Origin of the sequence: Microaerobacter geothermalis, assembly GCF_021608135.1 — a bacterium.
Classification (GTDB): Bacteria; Bacillota; Bacilli; order DSM-22679; family DSM-22679; genus Microaerobacter; species Microaerobacter geothermalis.
Genome location: NZ_JAKIHL010000020.1, coordinates 1 through 22175, shown reverse-complemented (window position 1 = coordinate 22175; position 22175 = coordinate 1). Strand labels below are relative to the sequence as shown.

The window sequence follows — 22175 nt, the reverse complement described above, 5'->3', positions numbered from 1 at the left end:
TCGGCTTACCGTCAGGATGATTTGTCCGACTTAAGTCATGCCCGACCACATTCATATCTTTTTATCTGCAAAACCTACTGTCGCACCAACGGATATTGTGCGAACACTAAAAAGCATTTCAGTTATTGAATTGTTCAAACAATATCCACAGAAATTATAACGCCTGTGGAGATAGTAGGTTGCGAGGTCGATGAAGCGGGAATCCACGGGGCTTGCTCCGTGTGAGCGTCAATTAGCCATTGAGTATATTATGAAAATAAATAGCATTGTTGAAGGAGTGGGGGAAATGGAGATTAAAAAGTTTATGGTTATTGGAGCCGGGCAGATGGGAAGTGGGATTGCTCAAGTTGCTGCCCAAACCGGTCTAGAGGTGATCCTAAATGACCTTAAAGAAGAATTGGTTCAGAGAGGATTGTCCACGATTGAAAAAAATCTTTCCCGTCAGGTAGAGAAGGGGAGAATGTCTGAGGAGGAGAAAAAGGCCATCCTAAGCAGAATTCAGCCTTCCACTTCATTGGAAGATGCAAGCGAGGCGGACTTTGTGGTGGAGGCCGCCGTGGAAAATATGCAGGTTAAATCAGATATTTTCCGTAAGTTGGACGAAATTGCCCCTCCCCATGCGATTTTGGCAAGCAATACCTCATCATTGCCGATTACCGAAATTGCGGCTGTGACCAAGAGACCAGAGCAGGTGATCGGAATGCATTTTATGAACCCTGTTCCGGTCATGAAGTTAATTGAAGTCATCCGCGGATTGGCAACAAGCGATGAAACCTATCAAATCGTGGAGGAGCTTTCCAAAAAGATGGGCAAAACTCCAGTAGAAGTAAATGACTTTCCTGGTTTTGTCTCAAACCGAATCCTTCTGCCGATGATTAATGAAGCTATTTACTGTGTTTATGAAGGGGTAGCCACACCTGAGGCCGTAGACGAAGTAATGAAGCTGGGGATGAATCATCCAATGGGACCTTTAACCCTAGCAGATTTTATCGGATTGGATACCTGCTTATATATCATGGAAATACTCCATGAAGGATTGGGAGATTCCAAATACCGTCCATGTCCCCTGTTGAGAAAATACGTAAAGGCTGGATGGCTGGGACGGAAAACAGGCAGAGGATTTTACGTCTATCAGTAGAGGCGAACTCAACTGAATGTACGTGCAAATCTTTCGTTCCGCTTATTAGAACGAAGATGGAAAATGGACGAGAAACTTCGAGTCTAAGAAATTGGAGTCTAAGAAAATAGAAAAGGATAGATTTTACGAACTGGGAGGAATATCATCGTGAATCTCCACTTTACAGAAGAACAAGAGATGATGAGAAAGATGGTTCGGGACTTCGCTGAAAGTGAGATTGCTCCCATCATCCCTCAAATGGAGAAGGAAGACCGTTTCCCAAGAGAAGTGATAAAGAAGATGGGAGAATATGGATTAATGGGAATCCCCATCCCTGAGGAGTGGGGAGGGGCGGACGCAGATTTTACCTCATATATTATAGCAATCCATGAAATTTCCAAAATTAGTGCTACCGTTGGAGTAATTCTTTCCGTCCATACCTCGGTAGGAACAAATCCCATACTGTACTTTGGAACAGAGAAACAAAAGAAAAAATACGTAACCAAATTAGCCAGGGGTGAATATCTAGGGGCGTTTGCTTTAACGGAACCAGGAGCCGGGTCTGATGCCGGCAATATAAGAACCCAAGCCGTCAGGGAAGGGGATAAATATATTCTGAACGGAAACAAAATTTTTATTACCAACGGAGGGGAAGCAGATACTTATGTTACCTTTGCTGTCACCGACCCCTCCAAGGGGCATCAGGGAATTACCGCCTTTATCGTAGAAAAAGATACGCCGGGATTTACGATTGGGAAAAATGAGAAGAAAATGGGACTTCATGGTTCCAAGACAACGGAGCTGATTTTTGACCATGCGGAAGTTCCGGCGGAAAATCGGTTGGGAGAAGAGGGGGAGGGCTATAAAATTGCCATGGCCAATTTAAATGTGGGGAGAATCGGTATTGCTGCCCAGGCTTTGGGGATTGCAGAAGCTGCCTTAACATATTCTGTTCAATATGCCAAAGAACGAGTACAATTTGGTAAAGCCATTGCTTCACAACAAGGGGTTTCCTTTAAGCTTGCCAATATGGCTACCCAAGTAGAAGCAGCCAAGCTTTTGGTTTACCGAGCCGCCAATTTGAAAAATGATGGTCAACTTTGTGGGAAAGAAGCCTCAATGGCCAAAAAATTTGCCAGCGATACGGCGATGATGGTCACCACGGAAGCTATTCAGGTATTCGGAGGGTATGGATATACGAAGGAATATCCTGTAGAACGTCTGTTTCGGGATGCAAAAGTCACGCAAATCTATGAAGGAACCAACGAAATTCAAAGGATTGTGATTGCCAAGGAACTGCTAAATGATTAAGAAAGAACCTATTTTTTATGGCTGATTGCCGATTGAACGCTCAGTCTTCATCTTTCACTACAATAGACCGATATACAATAATATTGGAATGAAGGTAAATTAATTTCAGGAGGAGTGGGATAATGAATTTTAAATTATCAGAAGAGCATGAAATGATGAAAAAAATGGTCCGCGATTTTGCCGAAAATGAAGTGGCACCTACTGCAGCAGAAAGGGATGAGGAAGAGCGCTTTGACCGCAGCATCTTCGAGAAGATGGCAGAACTGGGCCTTAGCGGAATTCCATGGCCGGAAGAATACGGTGGCGTCGGAGCCGATTACCTCAGCTATGTCATTGCCGTCGAGGAGCTTTCCCGGGTATGTGCCTCCACTGGAGTAACATTGTCAGCCCACGTATCTTTAGCATCCTGGCCCATTTATAAATTTGGCTCTGAAGAGCAAAAACAAAAATTCCTAAAACCTTTGGCTGAAGGAACCAAAATCGGAGCTTATGGGTTAACGGAACCCGGGTCAGGTTCTGATTCCGCCGGAATGAAGACAACCGCAACACTGAATGGAGACGAATATGTGTTAAACGGCAGCAAAATCTTTATTACCAATGCAGGAGAAGCCGAGATTTATGTAGTATTTGCTGTGACTGATCCGGAGAAAAAGCATAAAGGAATCAGTGCCTTTATCGTTGAAAAAGGAACCCCTGGATTCTCCATGGGTAAGAAGGAGAAAAAATTGGGTATCCGTTCATCCCCAACCCTGGAAATTATTTTTGACAACTGCCGGATCCCCAAGGAAAACCGATTGGGTGAAGAAGGTGAAGGTTTCAAAATTGCCATGATGACCCTTGATGGCGGAAGAAACGGAATCGCCGCCCAAGCTTTAGGAATTGCCCAAGGGGCCTTCGAACAGGCACTAGCCTATGCAAAAGAGAGAAAGCAATTTGGAAAACCAATAGCCAGCCAGCAGGCGATTCAATTTAAGCTTGCGGATATGGCGACCAAAATAGAAGCGGCACGGTTATTGGTATATCAGGCAGCTTGGCTGGAAGATCAAGGCCTTCCTTATGGAAAAGCCTCAGCCATGGCAAAGTTGTTTGCTGGGGATATGGCCATGGAAGTCACCACCGAGGCGGTTCAGATTTTTGGAGGATATGGATATACCAGAGAATATCCCGTTGAACGGATGATGAGGGATGCGAAAATTACTCAAATCTATGAGGGAACCAACGAGATTCAAAGACTAGTTATCTCCAACTATTTAATCAAAGAATAAGTAGGTGAAACCATTGCATCCGTTGGCAGAGCAGGTGGTGAAGGGAGAAGCACGGGCTATGGCTCGTGCCATCACCTATATAGAGAATGATCACAACGAAAAAGCTGAACTATTAAAAGCCCTGTATCCCCATACCGGAAATGCATATTTATTGGGGATAACCGGTTCACCGGGAGCGGGGAAAAGCTCCCTGGTTGACCAGTTGGTATCCCACCTCCGACAATTGGGCTACACAGTGGGAATCATTGCGGTGGATCCAACCAGCCCCTTTACGGGAGGAGCCCTTCTGGGGGATCGGGTAAGAATGCAAACCCATGCCGTCGATCCAGAAGTGTTTATACGAAGCATGGGAACTCGTGGCAGTCTTGGCGGACTGTCCAGAACAACAAAAGAAGCCGTTCGGGTTCTGGATGCCGCAGGAAAAGATGTGATTATCATTGAAACCGTTGGAGTAGGGCAATCAGAATTGGATGTGATGAACATCGCCGATACCACAGCCGTAGTGCTAACCCCGGGTGCAGGGGATCAGGTACAGGCCTTTAAAGCGGGTATCATGGAAATTGCCGATCTGTTTGTTATAAATAAAGGCGATTTAGAAGGGGCAGACAAGCTGAAAGCCCAAGTGGAAGGAATGCTTGATGTTGTCAAACACGATGCACCATGGAGACCGCCTGTTATAAAAACAGTTTCTATCCGTTCAGAGGGAATTGATCAATTATGGGCGTCTTTTGCCCTTCATCAGAAATTTCTGAAGGAAACAGGAGAATGGGCCAGAAGGAGGAAATCCCATCTCCGCTCAGAAGTATTAGAAATCATCCACTACCGTCTGGAAAAATTAGTTAACGATCTATTAAAAACTGGACAATATGATCATCTTTTGACCAGGGTAAGCAATAGGGACGAGGACCCCTACTCCGCTGCCCAATATCTATTAAAAGAGATTTTCATTTCTAGAGAGGGAGGGAAAAATGAATAAAAAAAGAGCTGTACCTTCGCTGGTAAAGGACCCATATTTGGTAGAGAAAAGAAGGAATCAAATGATAAGGGCTGCCGTTCGGCTTTTTGCAGAAAAGGGATTTCACAAAACCACCACAAGGGAGATCGCTAAAGCCGCGGGATTTAGCATTGGCACCCTTTATGAATATATTGAAACGAAAGAAGATGTTTTATACCTGGTATGTGAAGCCATCCATAAGGAAGTGGAGGAGCGTTTGCGGGAAGCCATTAATTATTCCCACACGGGAGCGGAAACCTTAAAATCAGCCATCAAGGGATTAATCCAAGTTATGGATGAAATGCAGGATGATGTACTGTTAATCTATCAGGAAGCTAAATCTCTTCCAAACGAAACAATGGGATATGTTCTGGGAAGGGAAGAGGAGATTGCCAAACACTTTGAGGAGATCATACGTAAGGGAATTGAGGATGGAACCATTACCTTGGAGGAAAATCTGGTGAAACTGATGGCTGAAAACATCATGGTTCTTGCTGAGATGTGGACATTCCGCCGCTGGGCTTTAAGAAAGCATTACACTTTGGAGGAATTTACAGAAAGACAAACCTCCCTTTTATTAAAAGAACTGCAAGCTAAAATAGATTAGAACTCAACTCGCTGCTCGAGCAAAATCCTAGTTCCGCTTCCAGATAGAGAAAACAAATTAGAGAATATTATGGATGTTTAGTTCCAACCCTACAGATATGGATGGAGAGATTGAACGCATATATAAAGTGTCAATGGCGGTTAGCCGTCAGGCAAAAGTAGAAAGTTAGAGTAATGGAGAGGAGAAAGGAGGATATCAAATGGAAACAGAAAGTTATCGACCAAAGCATAATATACGGTTTGTCACCGCAGCTAGTCTCTTTGACGGACACGATGCTACCATTAACATCATGAGACGAATATTACAGGCATCGGGAGCAGAGGTGATTCATCTCGGCCATAATCGTTCTGCGGAGGAAGTGGTGACTGCAGCCATCCAGGAAGACGCCCAGGGCATTGCAGTCAGCTGCTATCAGGGGGGCCATGTAGAATATTTCAAGTATATATATGACCTTCTTCAGGAAAAGGGAGCGGGCCATATTAAAGTATTTGGCGGAGGCGGTGGAGTGATCATTCCGGCAGAAATCAAAGAGCTGGAGGAGTATGGAATATCCAAGATCTTCTCGCCGGAAGATGGTCGCCGCATGGGACTTCAGGGCATGATTAATCTCATGTTAAGAGAAACAGATTTCCCGACCATACGGCAGGTGGAAAAAGAAGTTGAAGGATTAAAGGAAAAAAATCACCTAGCTATCGCCAAATTGATTACCCTTGCGGAGTGGGACTCCGAACAGAAGGAGAAAAAATTTACTCACCTTTTTTCAAGACTCAAAGATATAAGCCGACGCTCTCCTGTGCTGGGGATTACCGGTACGGGGGGAGCGGGAAAAAGCTCACTAACCGATGAACTGGTAAGGCGGTTTTTATACCATTTTCCTGAAAAAACAGTAGCCATTCTCTCTGTAGACCCCTCCAAGCAAAAAACCGGAGGAGCTTTGTTAGGAGACCGAATCCGGATGAATTCCATCAACACGCCAAGGGTTTACATGAGAAGTCTGGCCACCAGACAATCCCGTACCGAATTAAGCAAGGCCATTCAAGAGGCCATAGATGTGGTAAAGGCAGCGGGGTACGACTTGATTATTGTGGAAACCAGTGGAATTGGTCAGGGAGATGCGGAAATCGTGAATGTGGTAGACCTCTCCATGTATGTCATGACAAGCGAATTTGGGGCAGCCACTCAATTGGAAAAAATAGATATGATCGATTTCGCCGATATCATCGTGATTAATAAGTTTGAAAGAAAGGGTTCCGAAGACGCACTAAGGGATGTTCGAAAGCAGTTGAAAAGAAGCCGCAATTGGTTTGACGTTCCGGATGAAGAACTTCCTGTATTTGGAACCATCGCCAGCCAATTTAATGACGCGGGAACCAATCGCCTTTTTGTTGCCCTTATGAAGAAAATTTCAGAGACGGTACAAGTTGATTGGCAGGTGGATGAATTTTCGCTTGGGGGACAATCAAGGAAATCCTATGTGATTCCCCCTGAGAAGACCCATTATTTAAGGGAGATTGTTCAGACAGTCAGGGACTATAAAAGATTTACTGATGAACAAGTGGCTCTTGCCCGCAAACTGTATCAGTTGAAAGGGGTTAGAGAAACCTTTTCCGTAAAGGAAGATGAGTTGTCTAAGGAGCTATTAAAGGCCATTGATCAGCAGATAGAGCATGTTGAAGGTCAGCTTCACCCAGAATGTAAACAAATCCTTAAGAATTGGAAAACATTGAAGGAATCCTACCAGCAGGATCAATTGGTAACAAAAGTAAGGGATAAAGAGATTGTGACACCGTTATATACCGAGTCATTGTCTGGACTAAAAATTCCCAAGGTGGCTATGCCTAAATTTGAGGATTGGGGAGAAATTCTCCGCTGGTCCATGACAGAAAACGTTCCTGGGAAGTTTCCCTTCACAGCCGGTGTATTTCCTTTTAAACGTCAGGAAGAGGACCCGAAACGTCAATTTGCCGGAGAAGGAACACCGGAGAGAACGAATCGAAGATTTCATTATTTATCAAAAAATGATACCGCCAAGAGGCTTTCCACAGCCTTTGACAGTGTCACCCTTTATGGAGAAGACCCCGATTATCGCCCTGACATTTACGGAAAAGTAGGGAACAGTGGGGTTAGCATCTGTACCCTGGATGATATGAAGAAATTATATGCCGGGTTTGATTTGTGCTCCCCCAATACCAGTGTATCCATGACCATCAATGGGCCAGCCCCCATTATTTTGGCCATGTACTTCAATACGGCCATTGATCAGCAGATCGAAAAGTTTATTCAGGAAAATGGCCGGGAGCCAAACGAAGAAGAGAGGAAGGAAATAGCTGATTGCACCCTCCAGCAGGTGCGGGGAACGGTTCAGGCCGATATTTTAAAGGAAGACCAGGGACAAAACACATGTATCTTCTCCACAGAATTTGCCTTAAAAATGATGGGGGATATTCAGCAGTATTTTATTGATAAAAAAGTTAGAAATTATTATTCTGTCAGCATCAGCGGATACCATATTGCTGAAGCGGGGGCCAATCCCATCACCCAACTGGCCTTTACCCTGGCCAACGGATTTACCTATGTGGAATACTACTTAAGCCGGGGAATGAAAATTGATGATTTCGCCCCCAATTTGTCATTCTTCTTTAGCAACGGCATGGACCCTGAATACACTGTCATTGGCCGGGTTGCCCGCCGCATTTGGTCCACCGTGATGAAATATAAATACAAGGGGAACGAGAGGAGCCAGAAATTAAAATACCATATACAAACCTCCGGACGCTCCCTGCATGCCCAAGAAATGGATTTTAATGATATCCGCACCACCTTGCAGGCTTTGCTGGCCATTTATGATAACTGTAACTCCCTTCATACCAATGCCTTTGATGAAGCGATTACCACTCCTACGGAGAATTCCGTACGCAGGGCCATGGCGATTCAGATGATTATTACCAAAGAATTGGGTTTGGCAAAAAATGAAAATCCAAACCAGGGATCATTTATCATTGAAGAATTGACCGACTTGGTTGAAGAAGCCGTACTGCGAGAATTTGAAAGGATCAGCGATCGCGGTGGAGTCTTGGGAGCTATGGAGACCCAGTATCAACGGAGTAAAATCCAGGAGGAATCCATGCTGTATGAAATGAAGAAGCACAGCGGAGAACTTCCCATCATTGGGGTGAATACCTTTATCAATCCCAATCAATCGGAAGAGCTGGAAATTGAACTGGCTAGAGCCACACAGGAAGAAAAGGAACAACAGATTAAGAACTTAAAAGAATTCCAGAACAGAAATAAAGATAAAGCTCCCGCCGCCTTGAAGAGATTGCAGGAGATAGCCAGAAAAGGAGATAATATATTTGCGGAACTGATGGAAACGGTGAAGGTAGCTAGCCTTGGCCAAATTACAAAGGCTTTGTATGAGGTTGGAGGACAATACCGCAGAAACATGTAGGATAACCAAAGGAGTTTCATCTTCATTGCAATTAGTCACTGATCTGTTTATGTTCTGATGCATTAGGCTAAACTGTAACTGCCTAATGCATCATTTTTAATGAACGCCCCGAATTCACCTTTACAATTTGACTTCTTCATTTTTTTGTATAAAATAAGCTAAGATAACTATAGATATAGAAGGGATGTGCCGGGTTTGAGTACGCTGCATCAAATGGATAAAGAACAGTTAGACAATATGTCCATCGTGGAAATAGCATATCAATTATTAAAAGAAAAAAATGAACCTGTTCATTTTCAAGAGCTATTGAAAGAAATTGGCAAAATTAAAGGATTTTCAGAAGAAAGACTGCAGCAAGTGATTGCCCAAATTTATACTGAAATTAATATAGACGGTCGGTTCATCTCCTTAGGAGAAGGGAAATGGGGATTGAAGGCCTGGTATCCTGTTGAACAATTTGATGAACCTGTTTATACCCCAAGCAAAAAAGCCAAGAAAGCAAAAATGAAGGCAGACTATGAAGATGAACTGGATGATCTTATGGAAGATGAATTTGACGTATACGAAGATGAGGAATCATTGGATGACTTGGATGAAGAGGATTTAGATGAAGATGACTTGGATGATTCTGATGATCTGGATACAGATTTAGTGGATGATGAACTGGATGTAGACTTGGATGAAGATCTTGTGGAAGAAGATGAGTTTGGACTGGATGAAGATATCGAGGATGGTGAGGCCTCATTTGACGATGAATTTCCAGAAGATGATCTAAGGGATTTGGATGATGAAGGGGAAGAAGATTAAAACCAAAGAAAAGAGTGGACTTGTCCCCTTGACATCGTTATCGAATTAAGGGTAAAATTCTGTTTGGGCTTTAGATAAAGTGAAGATTGGAAAATAATAATAACAAAAGTGCCCCTGATGATTACAGGTGCTGCTTTTGTTTTTTTGTTTTTTCGACGCAATCAGGAATAGATATTCAGAGAGGGGTTAATCATGACAAAATATATTTTTATAACGGGTGGAGTTGTGTCCTCCCTTGGAAAAGGAATTACAGCAGCATCCCTTGGCAGATTGTTAAAGAATAGGGGACTTAAGGTTACGATACAGAAGTTTGATCCTTATATAAACGTTGACCCTGGAACTATGAGCCCTTACCAGCATGGTGAAGTATTTGTGACAGATGATGGGGCAGAAACAGATTTGGATTTGGGACACTATGAGCGTTTTATTGATATAAATCTCAATGCCAACAGCAATGTGACCACCGGCAAAATTTATTCATCTGTCATTACCAAAGAAAGAAGGGGAGACTATCTCGGAGCAACCGTTCAGGTGATTCCCCACATTACCAATGAAATCAAAGAACGGGTTTTCCGAGCGGGAAGAGATAACTCTCCCGATGTGGTTATTACCGAAATTGGCGGAACTGTAGGGGATATTGAAAGCCTGCCTTTTTTGGAAGCGATTCGTCAAATCAAGAGTGACGTTGGACGGCAAAATGTCATGTATATTCATGTCACCTTGATTCCCTACTTAAATGCAGCCGGAGAATTAAAGACAAAACCGACCCAGCACAGTGTGAAAGAACTTCGAAGTCTGGGTATTCAGCCCAATATGATTGTGTGCCGTACGGAACATCCTCTCTCCCAGGACATGAAGGACAAAATTGCTTTGTTCTGTGATATTGATCCCAACGCCGTGATTGAGGCCGTTGATGCAGATACCTTATATGATGTTCCTTTGATGCTGCAAACACAGGGACTGGACGATTATGTTTGCCGCTATCTTAATTTAGAATGTAATAAAGCAGATATGACAGAATGGACTCAGTTGGTGAACAAGATAAAGAATTTAAAGGAAGTTACCCGCATCGCCATCGTCGGTAAATATGTAGCTCTTCATGATGCCTATCTGTCAGTGGCTGAAGCCTTGTATCATGCCGGATTTGCCAATGACACCCAAATTGATATTAAATGGGTAAACGCTGAAGAGGTTTCACAGGATAATGTGGATGCTTTACTGGGTGATGTGGAAGGCATTTTAGTACCCGGCGGATTTGGGGACAGAGGAATAGAAGGGAAAATCACTACCATTCATTATGCGAGAACCCGTCGCATTCCTTTTCTCGGAATCTGTCTGGGCATGCAGATGGCCTGTGTGGAATTTGCCAGACATGAGCTTAACCTGATCCATGCTAACAGCTCGGAAATCAACCCGTCTACACCCTATCCGGTCATTGATCTCCTCCCAGAGCAGAAGGAAGTGGAAGATCTCGGCGGTACCATGAGACTGGGGCTGTATCCTTGTAAGGTGGAAAAGGACAGTCTCGCCTATGAAGCGTATCAGGATTCGTTAATCTATGAAAGACACCGCCATCGTTACGAATTTAACAATCAATACAGGGAAATAATGCTGGAAAAAGGATTTCGCTTCAGCGGAACCTCCCCTGACGGGAGATTGGTCGAAATCATTGAGATTCCTGATCATCCTTGGTTTTTGGCTACCCAATTTCATCCCGAATTTACCTCAAGACCTAACCGTCCACAGCCCCTTTTCCGCGAATTTGTGCGAGCCTCTTTGCAAATAAAGAAGAATTAACTCAACACCGGAGAAATCCGGTGTTTCTTTTTTCTCACATCTTGCCCGACAAGCGGACGTGTGAATCTATCTTCCACTTTTAAACTATATAAACGGAACTAAACGCCCATGCCTCTTCGGGCCACAAATTGATATGAAAATACCTTTTCATATCAATTTGTGACCCTGCGGGTCATGTATGTTTAGTTCCACATCTATAGATCCAAACTGGAAACGTGACGAATGTTTGAAATCTGTAGGAATTTTTTCCTAATCTTATAGACGAAAAGGGGGACAAAAAGGATTTCCACTGGGAATGGCGAATATTGCAAATAAATTTAAAAAATATGTTCATTTTTAACGAAGGGGGTTCATATGAAAAAAGGAGGCAGATTGTTAATCGTTGATGATCAGTTTGGTATTCGGGCCCTACTAGCAGAGGTGTTTGGTAAGGAAGGATATGAAACTTTTCAAGCATCCAATGGGAAACAAGCGTTGGAGATTGTACACGAGCATTCGCCCCACATAGTGATATTGGATATGAAAATTCCCGGAATGGATGGATTGGAAATATTAAAACGCATAAAGAAAACCAATCCCCACATAAAAGTAATTATGATGACAGCATACGGGGAATTGGAAATGGTAAGGGAAGCCACTGATTTGGGCGCAATTAGCCATTTTACCAAACCCTTTGATATTGATGAACTCAGGAAAACAGTGGAACAAATTATAGCGGAAGAGCATTCGGTTGAGTAAAGGAAATTGGGGGGAAAGGAATGGAAGAAGCGATGATACGTTTAAGGATGTCACAGGCAGATGCCCATTATGGAGGATATTTGGTGGATGGAGCCAAGGTGTTATCTTTGTTTGGAGATGTGGCAACAGAACTTTTGATTCGTCATGATGGGGATGAGGGTCTTTTTCTCACTTATGAACATGTTCATTTTACGGCGCCGGTTTTTGCAGGGGATTACATAGAAGCCAAGGGAAGAATCACGAAAGTGGGAATTACATCAAGAAGGATGGAGTTTGAGGCATATAAGGTGATTCAGGTCCATGGGATACCAGGAGAGTCTTCTGCAGCAGATGTGCTGGAACAGCCTGTTTTAGTCTGTAAAGCAGAAGGCATTTGTGTGGTTCCCAAAGACAAACAGAGGAAGAAAAAAATCATCGGGGGAGATGAATCCATTGGATAAGGTGATTATTACCGCTGCGGTGGTTGGAGCGGAAGTGATGAAAGAACATAATCCCCACGTTCCCTATACCCCTGATGAAATTGCAGATGAAGTGGCAAGGGCCCATCAAGCGGGGGCGTCCGTTGCCCATATTCATGCACGTCGATCTGATGGAACTCCTACCCAAGACCGGAAAATTTATCAGCAAATCATTGAAAAAATTAAGGAACGTTGTGATATAATTATCCAAGTATCAACTGGTGGAGCCGTGGGGATGTCTCCTGCAGAACGGATACAGCCGTTGGAACTACATCCAGAAATGGGCACCCTTACCACCGGTAGTGTCAATTTTGGAGAAGACATTTTTGCAAATTCCTTCAATGATCTGAAAATATTTGCCCAAAAATTTCAGGAATATCGAGTAAAACCTGAATGTGAAATATTCGAAGTGGGCATGATATCCAATGCTCTCAAGTTGGTCAAACTGGGATTACTTCATCCCCCCCTTCACTTTGACTTTGTCATGGGGGTCCCGGGAGGAATACCTGCCACCCCTAAGAATCTTCTGCATTTGGTGGAACAAATTCCTGAGGGCTCTACCTGGACCGTTGCAGGGATTGGCAGATGGCAGCTTCCCATGGCTGCACATGCCCTCCTTTGGGGAGGACATGTACGCGTTGGTTTTGAAGATAACTTATTTTATGAAAAAGGGATCCTGGCAACTAGCAATGCCCAATTGGTAGAGCGGGTGGTGAGACTGGCCAGGGAGATAGGACGTGATATTGCATCACCGGATGAAGCCAGAAAGATTCTTCATATCCAACAATCTTAAAACAATTAAAGGAGGAATTTTATCCATGCCCTTAGTTCCGATGACAGCCTTTTTGTCCAAGGCAAAAGAAGAGAAGTTTGCAGTCGGTCAATTTAATATGAACAATCTTGAATTTGCACAAGCCATTGTTCAAGCCGCTAAAGAAGAAAATTCCCCCCTTATTTTTGGTGTCAGTGAAGGGGCCTTAAAATATATGGGGATGGAATTTACAGTAGCGATGGCAAAGGCGGCGGCCGATTGGTCCGGATTGCCCATAGCTCTTCATTTGGATCATGGAAGCAGCTTTGAAGTGGCGATGAAATGTATTCGTGCTGGATTCACTTCCGTGATGTTTGACGGTTCCCACTATCCATTGGAAGAGAATATTCGGATCACAAAGAAAGTGGTGGAAGTTGCCCATGCCATGGGAGTATCTGTAGAAGGAGAGCTGGGAACCATTGGCGGAACGGAAGATGATATCTCCGTAGATGAATCCAAGGCTCATTTAGCCAACCCGGAAGAAGCAATCCGCTTCTGGAAAGAAACAGGAGTAGACTGCTTAGCCATTGCCGTGGGAACGGCCCATGGAATTTACAAGGGCGAGCCCAAGATCCATTATGATATTATTGATGAAGTGGCCAGACAGATTGATGTTCCCATTGTTCTCCATGGAGGCTCCGGAGTGCCTGATGAGTCCATCAAGAAGGCTATTTCCTATGGTGTGGGTAAAATTAATGTCAATACAGAAAACCAGGTGGCGATGACCAACACCATTCGCGATATCTTTGAAAAAGATAAGAAGGTCTATGATCCTCGCAAATACCTTGGTCCGGCCAGAGAAGCCATGAAAGAAGTGGTTCGAGGCAAAATTCGCCTGTTTGGAAGCAACAACAAAGCATAGGGAAGCATAGGCAACAAGGAGGAAAAAGTCATGAATTTCTTTATTGATACGGCCAATATGAATGAAATCAGGGAAGCCAATGAATGGGGCGTCATCACCGGCGTCACCACCAATCCCTCCCTTGTGGCAAAAGAAGGCCGCGATTTCATTGAAACATTAAATGAAATTATTGACATCATTGACGGTCCCATTAGTGCTGAAGTCATCAGCCTGGATGCCAAAGAAATGGTGGAGGAAGGAGAGAAACTGGCCCGCCTCTCCAAAAATATTGTTGTGAAAGTCCCGATGACTGCTGAAGGTCTGAAGGCTGTGAAGATTTTTACCAAGAAGAAAATCAAGACCAATGTAACCTTAGTCTTTTCTGCCACTCAAGCATTGCTTGCTGCCAGAGCAGGAGCAACCTATGTTTCTCCGTTCCTCGGCCGCTTGGATGATATCGGACATGACGGAATGCAGCTCATCTCAGATATTGCAGAGATATTTAACATCCACGAAATTGAAACAGAAATTATCGCCGCCAGCATTCGCCACCCTATACATGTTCTGGAAGCTGCACGACTAGGTGCGGATATTGCGACCGTCCCATTTAAAGTTCTTCAGCAGATGGTAAAGCATCCTCTCACGGATATTGGCATAGAAAAATTTTTGTCTGACTGGAAGAGCGCCAATCTCGATTTCAACCGGTCTGATTTCTAAACTTCTAAACAGAATCGCAATGCGATTTTTGTTCTTGCCCAAGCTATATGGACGGAACTAAACATCCATGACCCGAAGGGTCACAAATTGATATGAAAATGTTATTTTCATATCAAAGAATTTACTAAGGACGGCGTTAGTTCCGCATCTATAGAAAGGGAGAGGAATCATGGAAAATGCTGAAAAATTGTATATCAGAGGAGGCCATCCCTTAAGAGGAAAGGTGGAAATCAGCGGTGCAAAAAACAGTGCTGTGGCTCTGATACCGGCAACCATCCTTGCCAATTCCGCAACTGTCCTTGACAATCTTCCAGCCATCCGAGATGTGGTGATGTATAAAGAGCTTTTGGAAGAACTGGGCTGTAATGTGTTCCTTAAGGGAGATCAAATGACCATTCACCCTGAAAACATCTCCCCGGTGCCGATGCCTAATGGGAAAATCAAAAGCTTAAGAGCATCCTACTATCTGATGGGTGCATTATTAAGCCGGTTTGGTGAAGCAGTGATTGGCCTTCCGGGGGGATGCAATTTGGGTCCCAGGCCCATCGACCAGCATATCAAGGGATTTGAAGCATTGGGGGCCCGCGTGGAGAACAAATATGGTGCTGTTTATATAAAGGCGGAAGAACTTGTCGGAGCCAAAATTTATCTGGATGTAGTCAGTGTTGGAGCAACCATCAATATTATGTTGGCAGCCGTCCGGGCCAAGGGACAAACCATCATTGAAAATGCGGCAAAGGAGCCAGAAATTGTAGATGTTGCAACGTTGTTAAATGCCATGGGAGCGCAAATCAAAGGAGCGGGAACCGATATGATCAAGATTACGGGAGTTTCCGAACTTCACGGGTGTACCCATTCCATTATCCCGGACCGAATAGAAGCTGGCACCTATATGATCGCTGCTGCGGCTACCCATGGAGATGTACTGGTGGATAATGTGATCCCAAAGCATCTTGAACCAGTGACCGCCAAGCTGAAAGAAATGGGCGTTCAAGTGGAAGAAGAGGATGATGCTTTATATATATCAGGTGGTCAGCAATACAAATCCGTTGATTTAAAAACCCTTCCTTATCCCGGGTTTCCTACGGATCTGCAGCAACCCTTCACAACCTTGTTAACCAAAGCGAATGGGACGAGCATCGTAACGGATAATATTTATCAGTCCCGTTTTAAACATGTAGATGAACTTCGCAGAATGGGGGCAAATATTAAGGTGGAAGGTCGTTCTGCGGTCATTGACGGTAGATTTCCTCTTCATGGAACCAAGGTTAAAGCCAGTGATCTAAGGGCAGGTGCCGCTTTGGTCATTGCCGGTTTAATGACCGATGGAGTAACCGAGATCAGCGGGGTGGAACATATTGATCGAGGTTACGAGAAGTTGGAAGAGAAATTGAAGGCACTAGGGGCTAAAACTTGGAGAGCCTCCACCGAATCTCATAAATACCCATCCCATCATCATCCGTATGAAAGGGAGTGAACATTTCGTGTGGATTATTCCCCTGTTGGCAACGATCATCAGTCTGTTCTTTGCCTTAGTACTGACTCAAAAGTATAGAGAAACCAGGAAAGTGCACAATCTGCTATATGCCATCTCCCTATACATGTTTACGATCGCAGCCTTCGGGGAGTTTTATTCTACTGCTTTTGGATGGACCATTTGGATGTACAAGATCTATTATTTTCCAGCCATCACATTAGTCCCCGTGATGGCCGGAGGAACCATTTATATTATGGCGAATCGTTGGGTTAATTATGTGTACCTTGGGTATGTGGGAATCCTTTCCCTTTTATTGCTGATTCAACTGATTCCAGCCGAAGTGAATACCAACCTTCTATTTAGCGCCGATTATGCCGTTGGCGGAGAGGGAATGCCTGACGAGGTGAGAAGATACAGCTTTTGGCTTTCTGGAGTAGGCGGAATCCTTTTATTGGTAGGCTCCCTTTACTCTTGGTGGAGAAATCGACATAAAGGATTCCTTTATATTGCTGCCGGTGCATTGATTATGAGTTTTGGTGGACGATTGGCAAAAATGGGATTAACCGCATTTTTACCCCTTAGTGAACTACTGGGAATCATTGTTCTCTTCTATGGTGTAATTCTTTTGGATATGTATAGAAGTGAAGGAGACCCTGAGAAGAAAAGCATGTTCTCCGGAATTTCCTTTTCAAAAAATCTGATTCCGAAGGGCCTTGTTCCCCGACAGGGCGAAAAATCAAAAGATCATAACCCAAAAGACGAAAAACCAAAAGAGGGATAGATGAACAGGAAATAATCGGTATTCATAAAGAAAGGAAGGGTCAAACATGGAGAGAAGCCTGACATTGGAGCTGGTAAGAGTAACTGAAGCAGCTGCCCTGGCCTCAGCAAGATGGATGGGAAAAGGAAAGAAAAATGAAGCAGACCATGCAGCGACGAGTGCCATGAGAGCAGTGTTTGATACAGTGCCTATGAGCGGGACCGTTGTGATTGGAGAAGGGGAAATGGATGAAGCTCCGATGCTATATATCGGTGAAAAGCTGGGTGGCGGAGGAGTTTTGGTAGATGTAGCCGTGGATCCTTTGGAAGGAACCAATATTGTGGCCAAGGGATTATGGAATGCCCTTTCCGTTGTTGCCGTGGCAGACCAGGGAAATTTACTCCATGCCCCCGATATGTATATGGACAAGATTGCTGTAGGTCCCGAAGGGGTTGGAGTGGTAGACATTGATGCTCCAGTGAAGGATAATCTGTACAATTTGGCGAAAGCTCTGAATAAAGACGTGACCGACTTAACCGCCGTCATTTTAGATAGGCCAAGACATGCGAAGATTATCCATGAAATAAGGGAAGCCGGAGCAAGAATCAAACTGATCTCTGACGGTGATGTGGCAGCAGCCATTAATACCGCTTTTACTGATACGGGTGTAGATATCTTGTTTGGCATTGGCGGCGCACCCGAAGGAGTTTTGGCTGCCGTCGCCCTCAAGTGTTTAGGAGGAGAAATTCAAGGCCGTTTACTTCCCCAAAACAATGAGGAATATGAACGGTGTAAAAAAATGGGGTTGGCAGATCCCAAAATGGTACTCCGTATGGATGACTTGGTAAAAGGGGATGACGCCATTTTTTCAGCCACTGGTGTAACAGATGGGGAACTGTTACAGGGAGTTCGATTTCACGGATTGGAAGCAACCACCCATTCCGTAGTGATGAGGGCGAGAACCGGAACCGTACGCTTTATTGAAGGGAAGCATAAATTATCCAGAAAGCCCCATTTGGTTATGGAATAACGAAGGAATGGAATAAGGTGGAAAAAACCTGGTTATACTGATGAAAAATTTAATTAGAAAAGCGTGGTGGATCTATGGATCTAGAAATTGCAAAACTGGAAGATATGAAACTGACTGATCTTTATAAATTAGCCAAAGAATATCAAATTCCCTATTACGGTACATTAAAAAAGAAGGAGCTCATATTTGCTATCCTAAGAGCAAAAGCAGAGAAAGAAGGATTTATGTTTATGGAAGGAGTATTGGAAATCCTTCCGGAAGGATACGGGTTCTTAAGACCCATTAATTACCTTCCCAGTTCGGAGGATATTTATATCTCTGCGTCCCAGATTCGAAGGTTTGACTTAAGAACAGGTGACAAAGTATCGGGAAAAGTAAGGCCCCCAAAAGACAATGAGAGGTACTTCGGCTTGCTCCAAGTTCTTGCCGTAAATGGCCAGAATCCGGAATTATCAGCAGAAAGACTCCACTTTCCTGCCTTAACTCCTTTACATCCTCAGAAAAAATTAAACCTGGAAACAACACCCGACAATTTTTCCACCAGAATTATGGATTTAATTTCTCCAGTAGGCTTAGGTCAAAGAGGATTAATCGTCGCTCCGCCAAAAGCGGGAAAAACCTTGTTGCTTAAAGAGATTGCCAACAGTATCAGCACCAATTATCCAAATATTGAACTCTTTGTATTACTGATAGATGAAAGACCAGAAGAAGTGACTGACATGCAGAGATCGGTAAATGGAGAAGTTGTCAGCTCAACCTTTGATGAGCTTCCTGAAAATCATATTAAAGTGGCGGAACTAGTTCTTGAAAGGGCGCAAAGGCTTGTTGAACATAAAAAGGACGTAGTGATCCTATTAGATAGTATCACTCGCCTCGCCCGCGCCTACAACTTGGTTATCCCCCCCAGTGGAAGGACATTATCAGGGGGAATTGACCCAGCGGCCTTTCATAGACCCAAACGATTCTTTGGAGCGGCCCGCAATATTGAGGAAGGGGGCAGCTTAACGATTTTAGCAACTGCTCTTATAGAAACAGGATCCAGAATGGATGATGTCATTTATGAAGAATTTAAAGGAACAGGAAATATGGAACTTCATTTGGACCGAAAGCTGGCAGAAAGGAGAATTTTCCCGGCCATTGATATTCGCCGCTCCGGTACACGAAGAGAAGAACTGTTGCTAACGAAGGATGAATTGGACAAATTATGGGTCTTGCGAAAAAACATGACGGAAGGGGCAGATTTTGTAGAACAATTTATCCGGAAGCTAAAAGAGACAAAAACAAATGCAGAATTCTTTCAGCTGTTTGAACCCAAAGGAGAACCAAAGGGAATTCCAAAGCCGGTCAAAACGACCGCATCTTAAGTTCCTGGAAAACGGTCTAATTACTCCCGTTGCCTCATATGATATAAAGAGGATGATCCACTAAACTATATGGGGTGAATGGGAATGAAATCTGTTCAACGCTTCGTCATTTCCTCAGCTGTCATCGCTGGGATCGGATTATCTGCCAATTCCCTTCAGGGGAAAGCAGAAGCCAGGCCGGCGGATACACCTCAATATCAAAAGGCTATTGCTCGAGAAGCCGTATTTCGATATTTTAATCCCTTCATGGATCTCAAGCAAAAAATAACCAAACCTAAAGAAGTCCAATTAACATATAAGGTAAAGCCAGGGGACAACCTGACTTTTATTGCTAAGAGATATCGTGTGCCTGTGGAAAAAATCATTGAAATGAATCAACTGGAGAATCCCAACCTGATCAGAGTGGGACAATCATTAAAAATCCCCGTCAACAGTGAAGTTTATACGGTCCAAAGGGAGGATACCCTCTATTCCATAGCAGAATCCAGAGGCGTAGAAGTAGAGGAATTGATTGAAAATAATCCGGAACTGAAGATAGTGGCAAATCGCCTTTATTACGGACAGGAATTGGTCATCCCCAGAAACAAACCGGAACCCATCAGACAGCCCTATTCTTCCCGGAAAATAGGGGTGACCATTGCCAGTCGCAGTAGAGAAGGAGCCGCACGAAATCAACTGCCCTCCTTTTCCTGGCCTATTACGGGAACCATTACTAGCGGTTTTGGCATACGCTGGGGCAGGCTTCATACGGGTTTAGATATCTGGAATCAGAATGAAGACAAAACCATCGTCAAGGCTGCTAGAAGTGGAACCGTAGTTCAGTCGTCATTTAACCGGGGCGGATATGGGAATCTGATTATCATTGACCATGGCGGTGGGATAGAAACCTATTATGCCCACATGGGAAAATTGTTAGTAAAAGAGGGGGATTATGTCAATGTGGGGCAAAGTCTCGGGTATGTTGGAAATACAGGAGATACAACCGGATACCATCTTCATTTTGAAATTCGGGTCAATCAAGCTCCCATAAACCCATTGCCATATCTCCCTTGACTTGGTGAACTCTCCACTTTACACTACCATCCGGATGAGATACAATGTGGCAAGCAAAGTTTCCTATATGAGGAGAAGTGAAAATGTATTTAGTATATGCAGATGAAAAGGGCCAAGTCTTTGATCATCCCGAATGGTTTGGAGTCGGTCGTGACGGGGACATGGTCATGGAAATGCTGGAAGAAGAACTGATTCCCCTTCCTAAGGGAGCCACCCTAGTCTCCTTACCCTGCACACGTCCTTTGGCCATGGACCCTGATACTGGGGAAATCGTTGCCCTAGAAGGAGGTTGGGCCGTTGGCGCACTCCTTCCCCAAGGGTATACCAGGCTGTTGCTTCCGGGGTACGTAAAAACGAACAAAGAGGAAAAGCTCCCTCTGTTTGGATATACTGCAGTGGTATGGAAGAAGGATGGTTTTTACGTGGCTGCCAGAAAAAGCGATAACCCGGATCAATGGAATCCCCTCAACTTTGACAGGGATGAGATAAAAAAACAGGTAAATCGTTTTCTGGAGGATCATCCGGAAAACCGAATCTATGCTCACCTGCAAAAATGTGCCCTTGAATATGAATGCCTGACAGCTTCCAATACATTCCTAAATCGATGGGAGGGGGCTCTTCCCGTCTCCTATTCCTGTAATGCCGGGTGCTTTGGATGTATTTCCGAACAGCCGGAAGACAGCGGATTTCCATCACCTCAGACAAGGATGAATTTTCGTCCAAACGTAGAAGAGCTGGTTGAAGTGATGTTAAACCATTTGAAAACTCCAGAAAGCATCATTAGTTTTGGACAAGGATGCGAAGGAGAACCTTCAACCCAGGCAGGATTAATTGTAGAGGCGATCAAACAGGTAAGGAAGAGGACAAGCCTTGGATATATCAACATAAATACCAACGCAGGTCTGACCAGTCAGATTAAATCCATCGTTGATGCCGGCTTAGATTTGATGCGGGTTAGTATCATCAGTGCCATTGACGAACATTATGAAGCCTACTATCGCCCCAGGGGATACCATCTAAAAAATGTCGGGGAGTCCCTTTCTTATGCAGCACAAAAAGGAGTCTATACCTCCATTAATTACTTGATGTTTCCAGGTGTCTTTGACCGTGAAGAGGAAATGGAAGCGATGATTCACTTTGTTCGTAAGCATAAAGTGAAATTGATCCAATTGCGCAATTTGAATATCGATCCAGAAAGCTATTTGGAAATGATTCCAAAACGTAAGGGAGAACTGTATGGGGTCAAGAGAGCGATCGAAATATACCAGGAGGAATTGCCCGATGTGATAATTGGATCCTACACCCATATTCCTTTCCTTACTTGAACTAGCCCTACCGTCGGCAATCCCTGTGGAGCATTGTACAACCCATGTCAAGCGTCAGTGAAAATGTCATATTAAAACGTCAGTGATTCTGTCACTTTTTTAGATGTTCTTCATCCCTTGAGGGATGCTAGCTTGTATCGCTCATTTCATCAAGGGTAAAGGCAAAGCCCTCGCTGTCGCTCGCCCTTGATTTCATTCACGATACAAGCTATTAGGGCCATTAAGGGATGAAGGATGACCTATCTGTTGTAACAG

At 44.0% G+C, this 22175-nt stretch carries 20 protein-coding genes; all 20 read left to right on the top strand.

What is annotated here, in order from left to right; genetic code table 11:
• The first annotated feature begins 37 nt into the window (after positions 1-37).
• The 20 genes from L1765_RS16210 (at position 38) to L1765_RS08850 (ending at position 21920) form a co-directional block, all read left to right on the top strand.
• Positions 38-160 (top strand): transposase, encoded by a 123-nt coding sequence (locus L1765_RS16210; RefSeq protein ID WP_407942238.1) that lies wholly within the window; start codon positions 38-40, stop codon positions 158-160.
• A 126-nt stretch (positions 161-286) separates the two neighbouring features.
• The gene (locus tag L1765_RS08940) at positions 287-1138 is read left to right on the top strand and encodes a 3-hydroxybutyryl-CoA dehydrogenase (protein ID WP_236406472.1); all 852 of its coding nucleotides are present in this window, start codon (positions 287-289) and stop codon (positions 1136-1138) included.
• A gap of 147 nt (positions 1139-1285) precedes the next feature.
• On the top strand, positions 1286-2428 hold the full coding sequence (locus L1765_RS08935) for an acyl-CoA dehydrogenase (protein WP_236406433.1): 1143 nt from the start codon (positions 1286-1288) through the stop codon (positions 2426-2428).
• Positions 2429-2550: 122 nt separating this feature from the next.
• Positions 2551-3693, top strand: coding sequence for an acyl-CoA dehydrogenase (locus tag L1765_RS08930; RefSeq protein ID WP_236406430.1), 1143 nt, complete (start codon positions 2551-2553; stop codon positions 3691-3693).
• A 13-nt stretch (positions 3694-3706) separates the two neighbouring features.
• The gene (meaB, locus tag L1765_RS08925; protein WP_236406470.1) at positions 3707-4669 is read left to right on the top strand and encodes a methylmalonyl Co-A mutase-associated GTPase MeaB; all 963 of its coding nucleotides are present in this window, start codon (positions 3707-3709) and stop codon (positions 4667-4669) included.
• Entirely contained in the window at positions 4662-5294 is a 633-nt protein-coding gene (locus L1765_RS08920; RefSeq protein WP_236406428.1) for a TetR/AcrR family transcriptional regulator, read from the top strand. Before meaB ends, L1765_RS08920 begins: the two co-directional genes overlap by 8 nt.
• 199 nt (positions 5295-5493) lie before the next feature.
• The gene (icmF, locus tag L1765_RS08915) at positions 5494-8742 is read left to right on the top strand and encodes a fused isobutyryl-CoA mutase/GTPase IcmF (RefSeq protein WP_236406426.1); all 3249 of its coding nucleotides are present in this window, start codon (positions 5494-5496) and stop codon (positions 8740-8742) included.
• A 213-nt stretch (positions 8743-8955) separates the two neighbouring features.
• Positions 8956-9549, top strand: coding sequence for a DNA-directed RNA polymerase subunit delta (rpoE, locus tag L1765_RS08910; protein WP_236406425.1), 594 nt, complete (start codon positions 8956-8958; stop codon positions 9547-9549).
• 192 nt (positions 9550-9741) lie between these two features.
• Positions 9742-11346, top strand: a complete 1605-nt coding sequence (locus L1765_RS08905; RefSeq protein WP_236406423.1) for a CTP synthase — start codon at positions 9742-9744, stop codon at positions 11344-11346.
• Between the two features lie 354 nt (positions 11347-11700).
• A complete protein-coding gene (locus L1765_RS08900) occupies positions 11701-12084 on the top strand; it encodes a response regulator (RefSeq protein WP_236406422.1) in 384 nt (127 codons plus the stop codon).
• Positions 12085-12104: 20 nt separating this feature from the next.
• Positions 12105-12524: a 3-aminobutyryl-CoA ammonia lyase gene (kal, locus tag L1765_RS08895; protein ID WP_236406421.1), complete on the top strand. Its 420-nt coding sequence runs from the start codon at positions 12105-12107 to the stop codon at positions 12522-12524.
• Entirely contained in the window at positions 12508-13335 is an 828-nt protein-coding gene (gene kce, locus L1765_RS08890) for a 3-keto-5-aminohexanoate cleavage enzyme (protein ID WP_236406419.1), read from the top strand. Before kal ends, kce begins: the two co-directional genes overlap by 17 nt.
• 25 nt (positions 13336-13360) lie before the next feature.
• Complete coding sequence (locus tag L1765_RS08885) at positions 13361-14215, top strand: class II fructose-1,6-bisphosphate aldolase (RefSeq protein ID WP_236406418.1); 855 nt, start codon at positions 13361-13363, stop codon at positions 14213-14215.
• 30 nt (positions 14216-14245) lie between these two features.
• Positions 14246-14911, top strand: a complete 666-nt coding sequence (gene fsa / locus L1765_RS08880; protein WP_236406417.1) for a fructose-6-phosphate aldolase — start codon at positions 14246-14248, stop codon at positions 14909-14911.
• 169 nt (positions 14912-15080) lie between these two features.
• The gene (locus tag L1765_RS08875; RefSeq protein WP_236406416.1) at positions 15081-16388 is read left to right on the top strand and encodes a UDP-N-acetylglucosamine 1-carboxyvinyltransferase; all 1308 of its coding nucleotides are present in this window, start codon (positions 15081-15083) and stop codon (positions 16386-16388) included.
• Positions 16389-16395: 7 nt separating this feature from the next.
• The gene (locus L1765_RS08870) at positions 16396-17169 is read left to right on the top strand and encodes a hypothetical protein (protein WP_236406415.1); all 774 of its coding nucleotides are present in this window, start codon (positions 16396-16398) and stop codon (positions 17167-17169) included.
• Between the two features lie 46 nt (positions 17170-17215).
• Positions 17216-18178: a class II fructose-bisphosphatase gene (gene glpX, locus L1765_RS08865; protein ID WP_236406414.1), complete on the top strand. Its 963-nt coding sequence runs from the start codon at positions 17216-17218 to the stop codon at positions 18176-18178.
• Positions 18179-18252: 74 nt separating this feature from the next.
• Entirely contained in the window at positions 18253-19542 is a 1290-nt protein-coding gene (gene rho / locus L1765_RS08860; RefSeq protein WP_236406413.1) for a transcription termination factor Rho, read from the top strand.
• 84 nt (positions 19543-19626) lie between these two features.
• Positions 19627-20595, top strand: a complete 969-nt coding sequence (locus tag L1765_RS08855) for a M23 family metallopeptidase (RefSeq protein WP_236406412.1) — start codon at positions 19627-19629, stop codon at positions 20593-20595.
• Positions 20596-20678: 83 nt separating this feature from the next.
• Positions 20679-21920 carry a radical SAM protein gene (locus tag L1765_RS08850; protein ID WP_236406411.1) on the top strand — a complete coding sequence of 414 codons (1242 nt, stop codon included), beginning with the start codon at positions 20679-20681 and terminating at the stop codon, positions 21918-21920.
• Positions 21921-22175: the final 255 nt, after the last annotated feature.

Coding starts and splice junctions, on each gene's coding strand:
- L1765_RS16210 (WP_407942238.1), top strand. CDS start 38: ATGCCCGACCACATTCATATCTTTTTATCTGCAAAACCTACTGTCGCA.
- L1765_RS08940 (WP_236406472.1), top strand. CDS start 287: ATGGAGATTAAAAAGTTTATGGTTATTGGAGCCGGGCAGATGGGAAGT.
- L1765_RS08930 (WP_236406430.1), top strand. CDS start 2,551: ATGAATTTTAAATTATCAGAAGAGCATGAAATGATGAAAAAAATGGTC.
- L1765_RS08920 (WP_236406428.1), top strand. CDS start 4,662: ATGAATAAAAAAAGAGCTGTACCTTCGCTGGTAAAGGACCCATATTTG.
- icmF (WP_236406426.1), top strand. CDS start 5,494: ATGGAAACAGAAAGTTATCGACCAAAGCATAATATACGGTTTGTCACC.
- rpoE (WP_236406425.1), top strand. CDS start 8,956: ATGGATAAAGAACAGTTAGACAATATGTCCATCGTGGAAATAGCATAT.
- L1765_RS08905 (WP_236406423.1), top strand. CDS start 9,742: ATGACAAAATATATTTTTATAACGGGTGGAGTTGTGTCCTCCCTTGGA.
- L1765_RS08900 (WP_236406422.1), top strand. CDS start 11,701: ATGAAAAAAGGAGGCAGATTGTTAATCGTTGATGATCAGTTTGGTATT.
- kal (WP_236406421.1), top strand. CDS start 12,105: ATGGAAGAAGCGATGATACGTTTAAGGATGTCACAGGCAGATGCCCAT.
- kce (WP_236406419.1), top strand. CDS start 12,508: ATGAATCCATTGGATAAGGTGATTATTACCGCTGCGGTGGTTGGAGCG.
- L1765_RS08885 (WP_236406418.1), top strand. CDS start 13,361: ATGCCCTTAGTTCCGATGACAGCCTTTTTGTCCAAGGCAAAAGAAGAG.
- fsa (WP_236406417.1), top strand. CDS start 14,246: ATGAATTTCTTTATTGATACGGCCAATATGAATGAAATCAGGGAAGCC.
- L1765_RS08875 (WP_236406416.1), top strand. CDS start 15,081: ATGGAAAATGCTGAAAAATTGTATATCAGAGGAGGCCATCCCTTAAGA.
- glpX (WP_236406414.1), top strand. CDS start 17,216: ATGGAGAGAAGCCTGACATTGGAGCTGGTAAGAGTAACTGAAGCAGCT.
- rho (WP_236406413.1), top strand. CDS start 18,253: ATGGATCTAGAAATTGCAAAACTGGAAGATATGAAACTGACTGATCTT.
- L1765_RS08855 (WP_236406412.1), top strand. CDS start 19,627: ATGAAATCTGTTCAACGCTTCGTCATTTCCTCAGCTGTCATCGCTGGG.
- L1765_RS08850 (WP_236406411.1), top strand. CDS start 20,679: ATGTATTTAGTATATGCAGATGAAAAGGGCCAAGTCTTTGATCATCCC.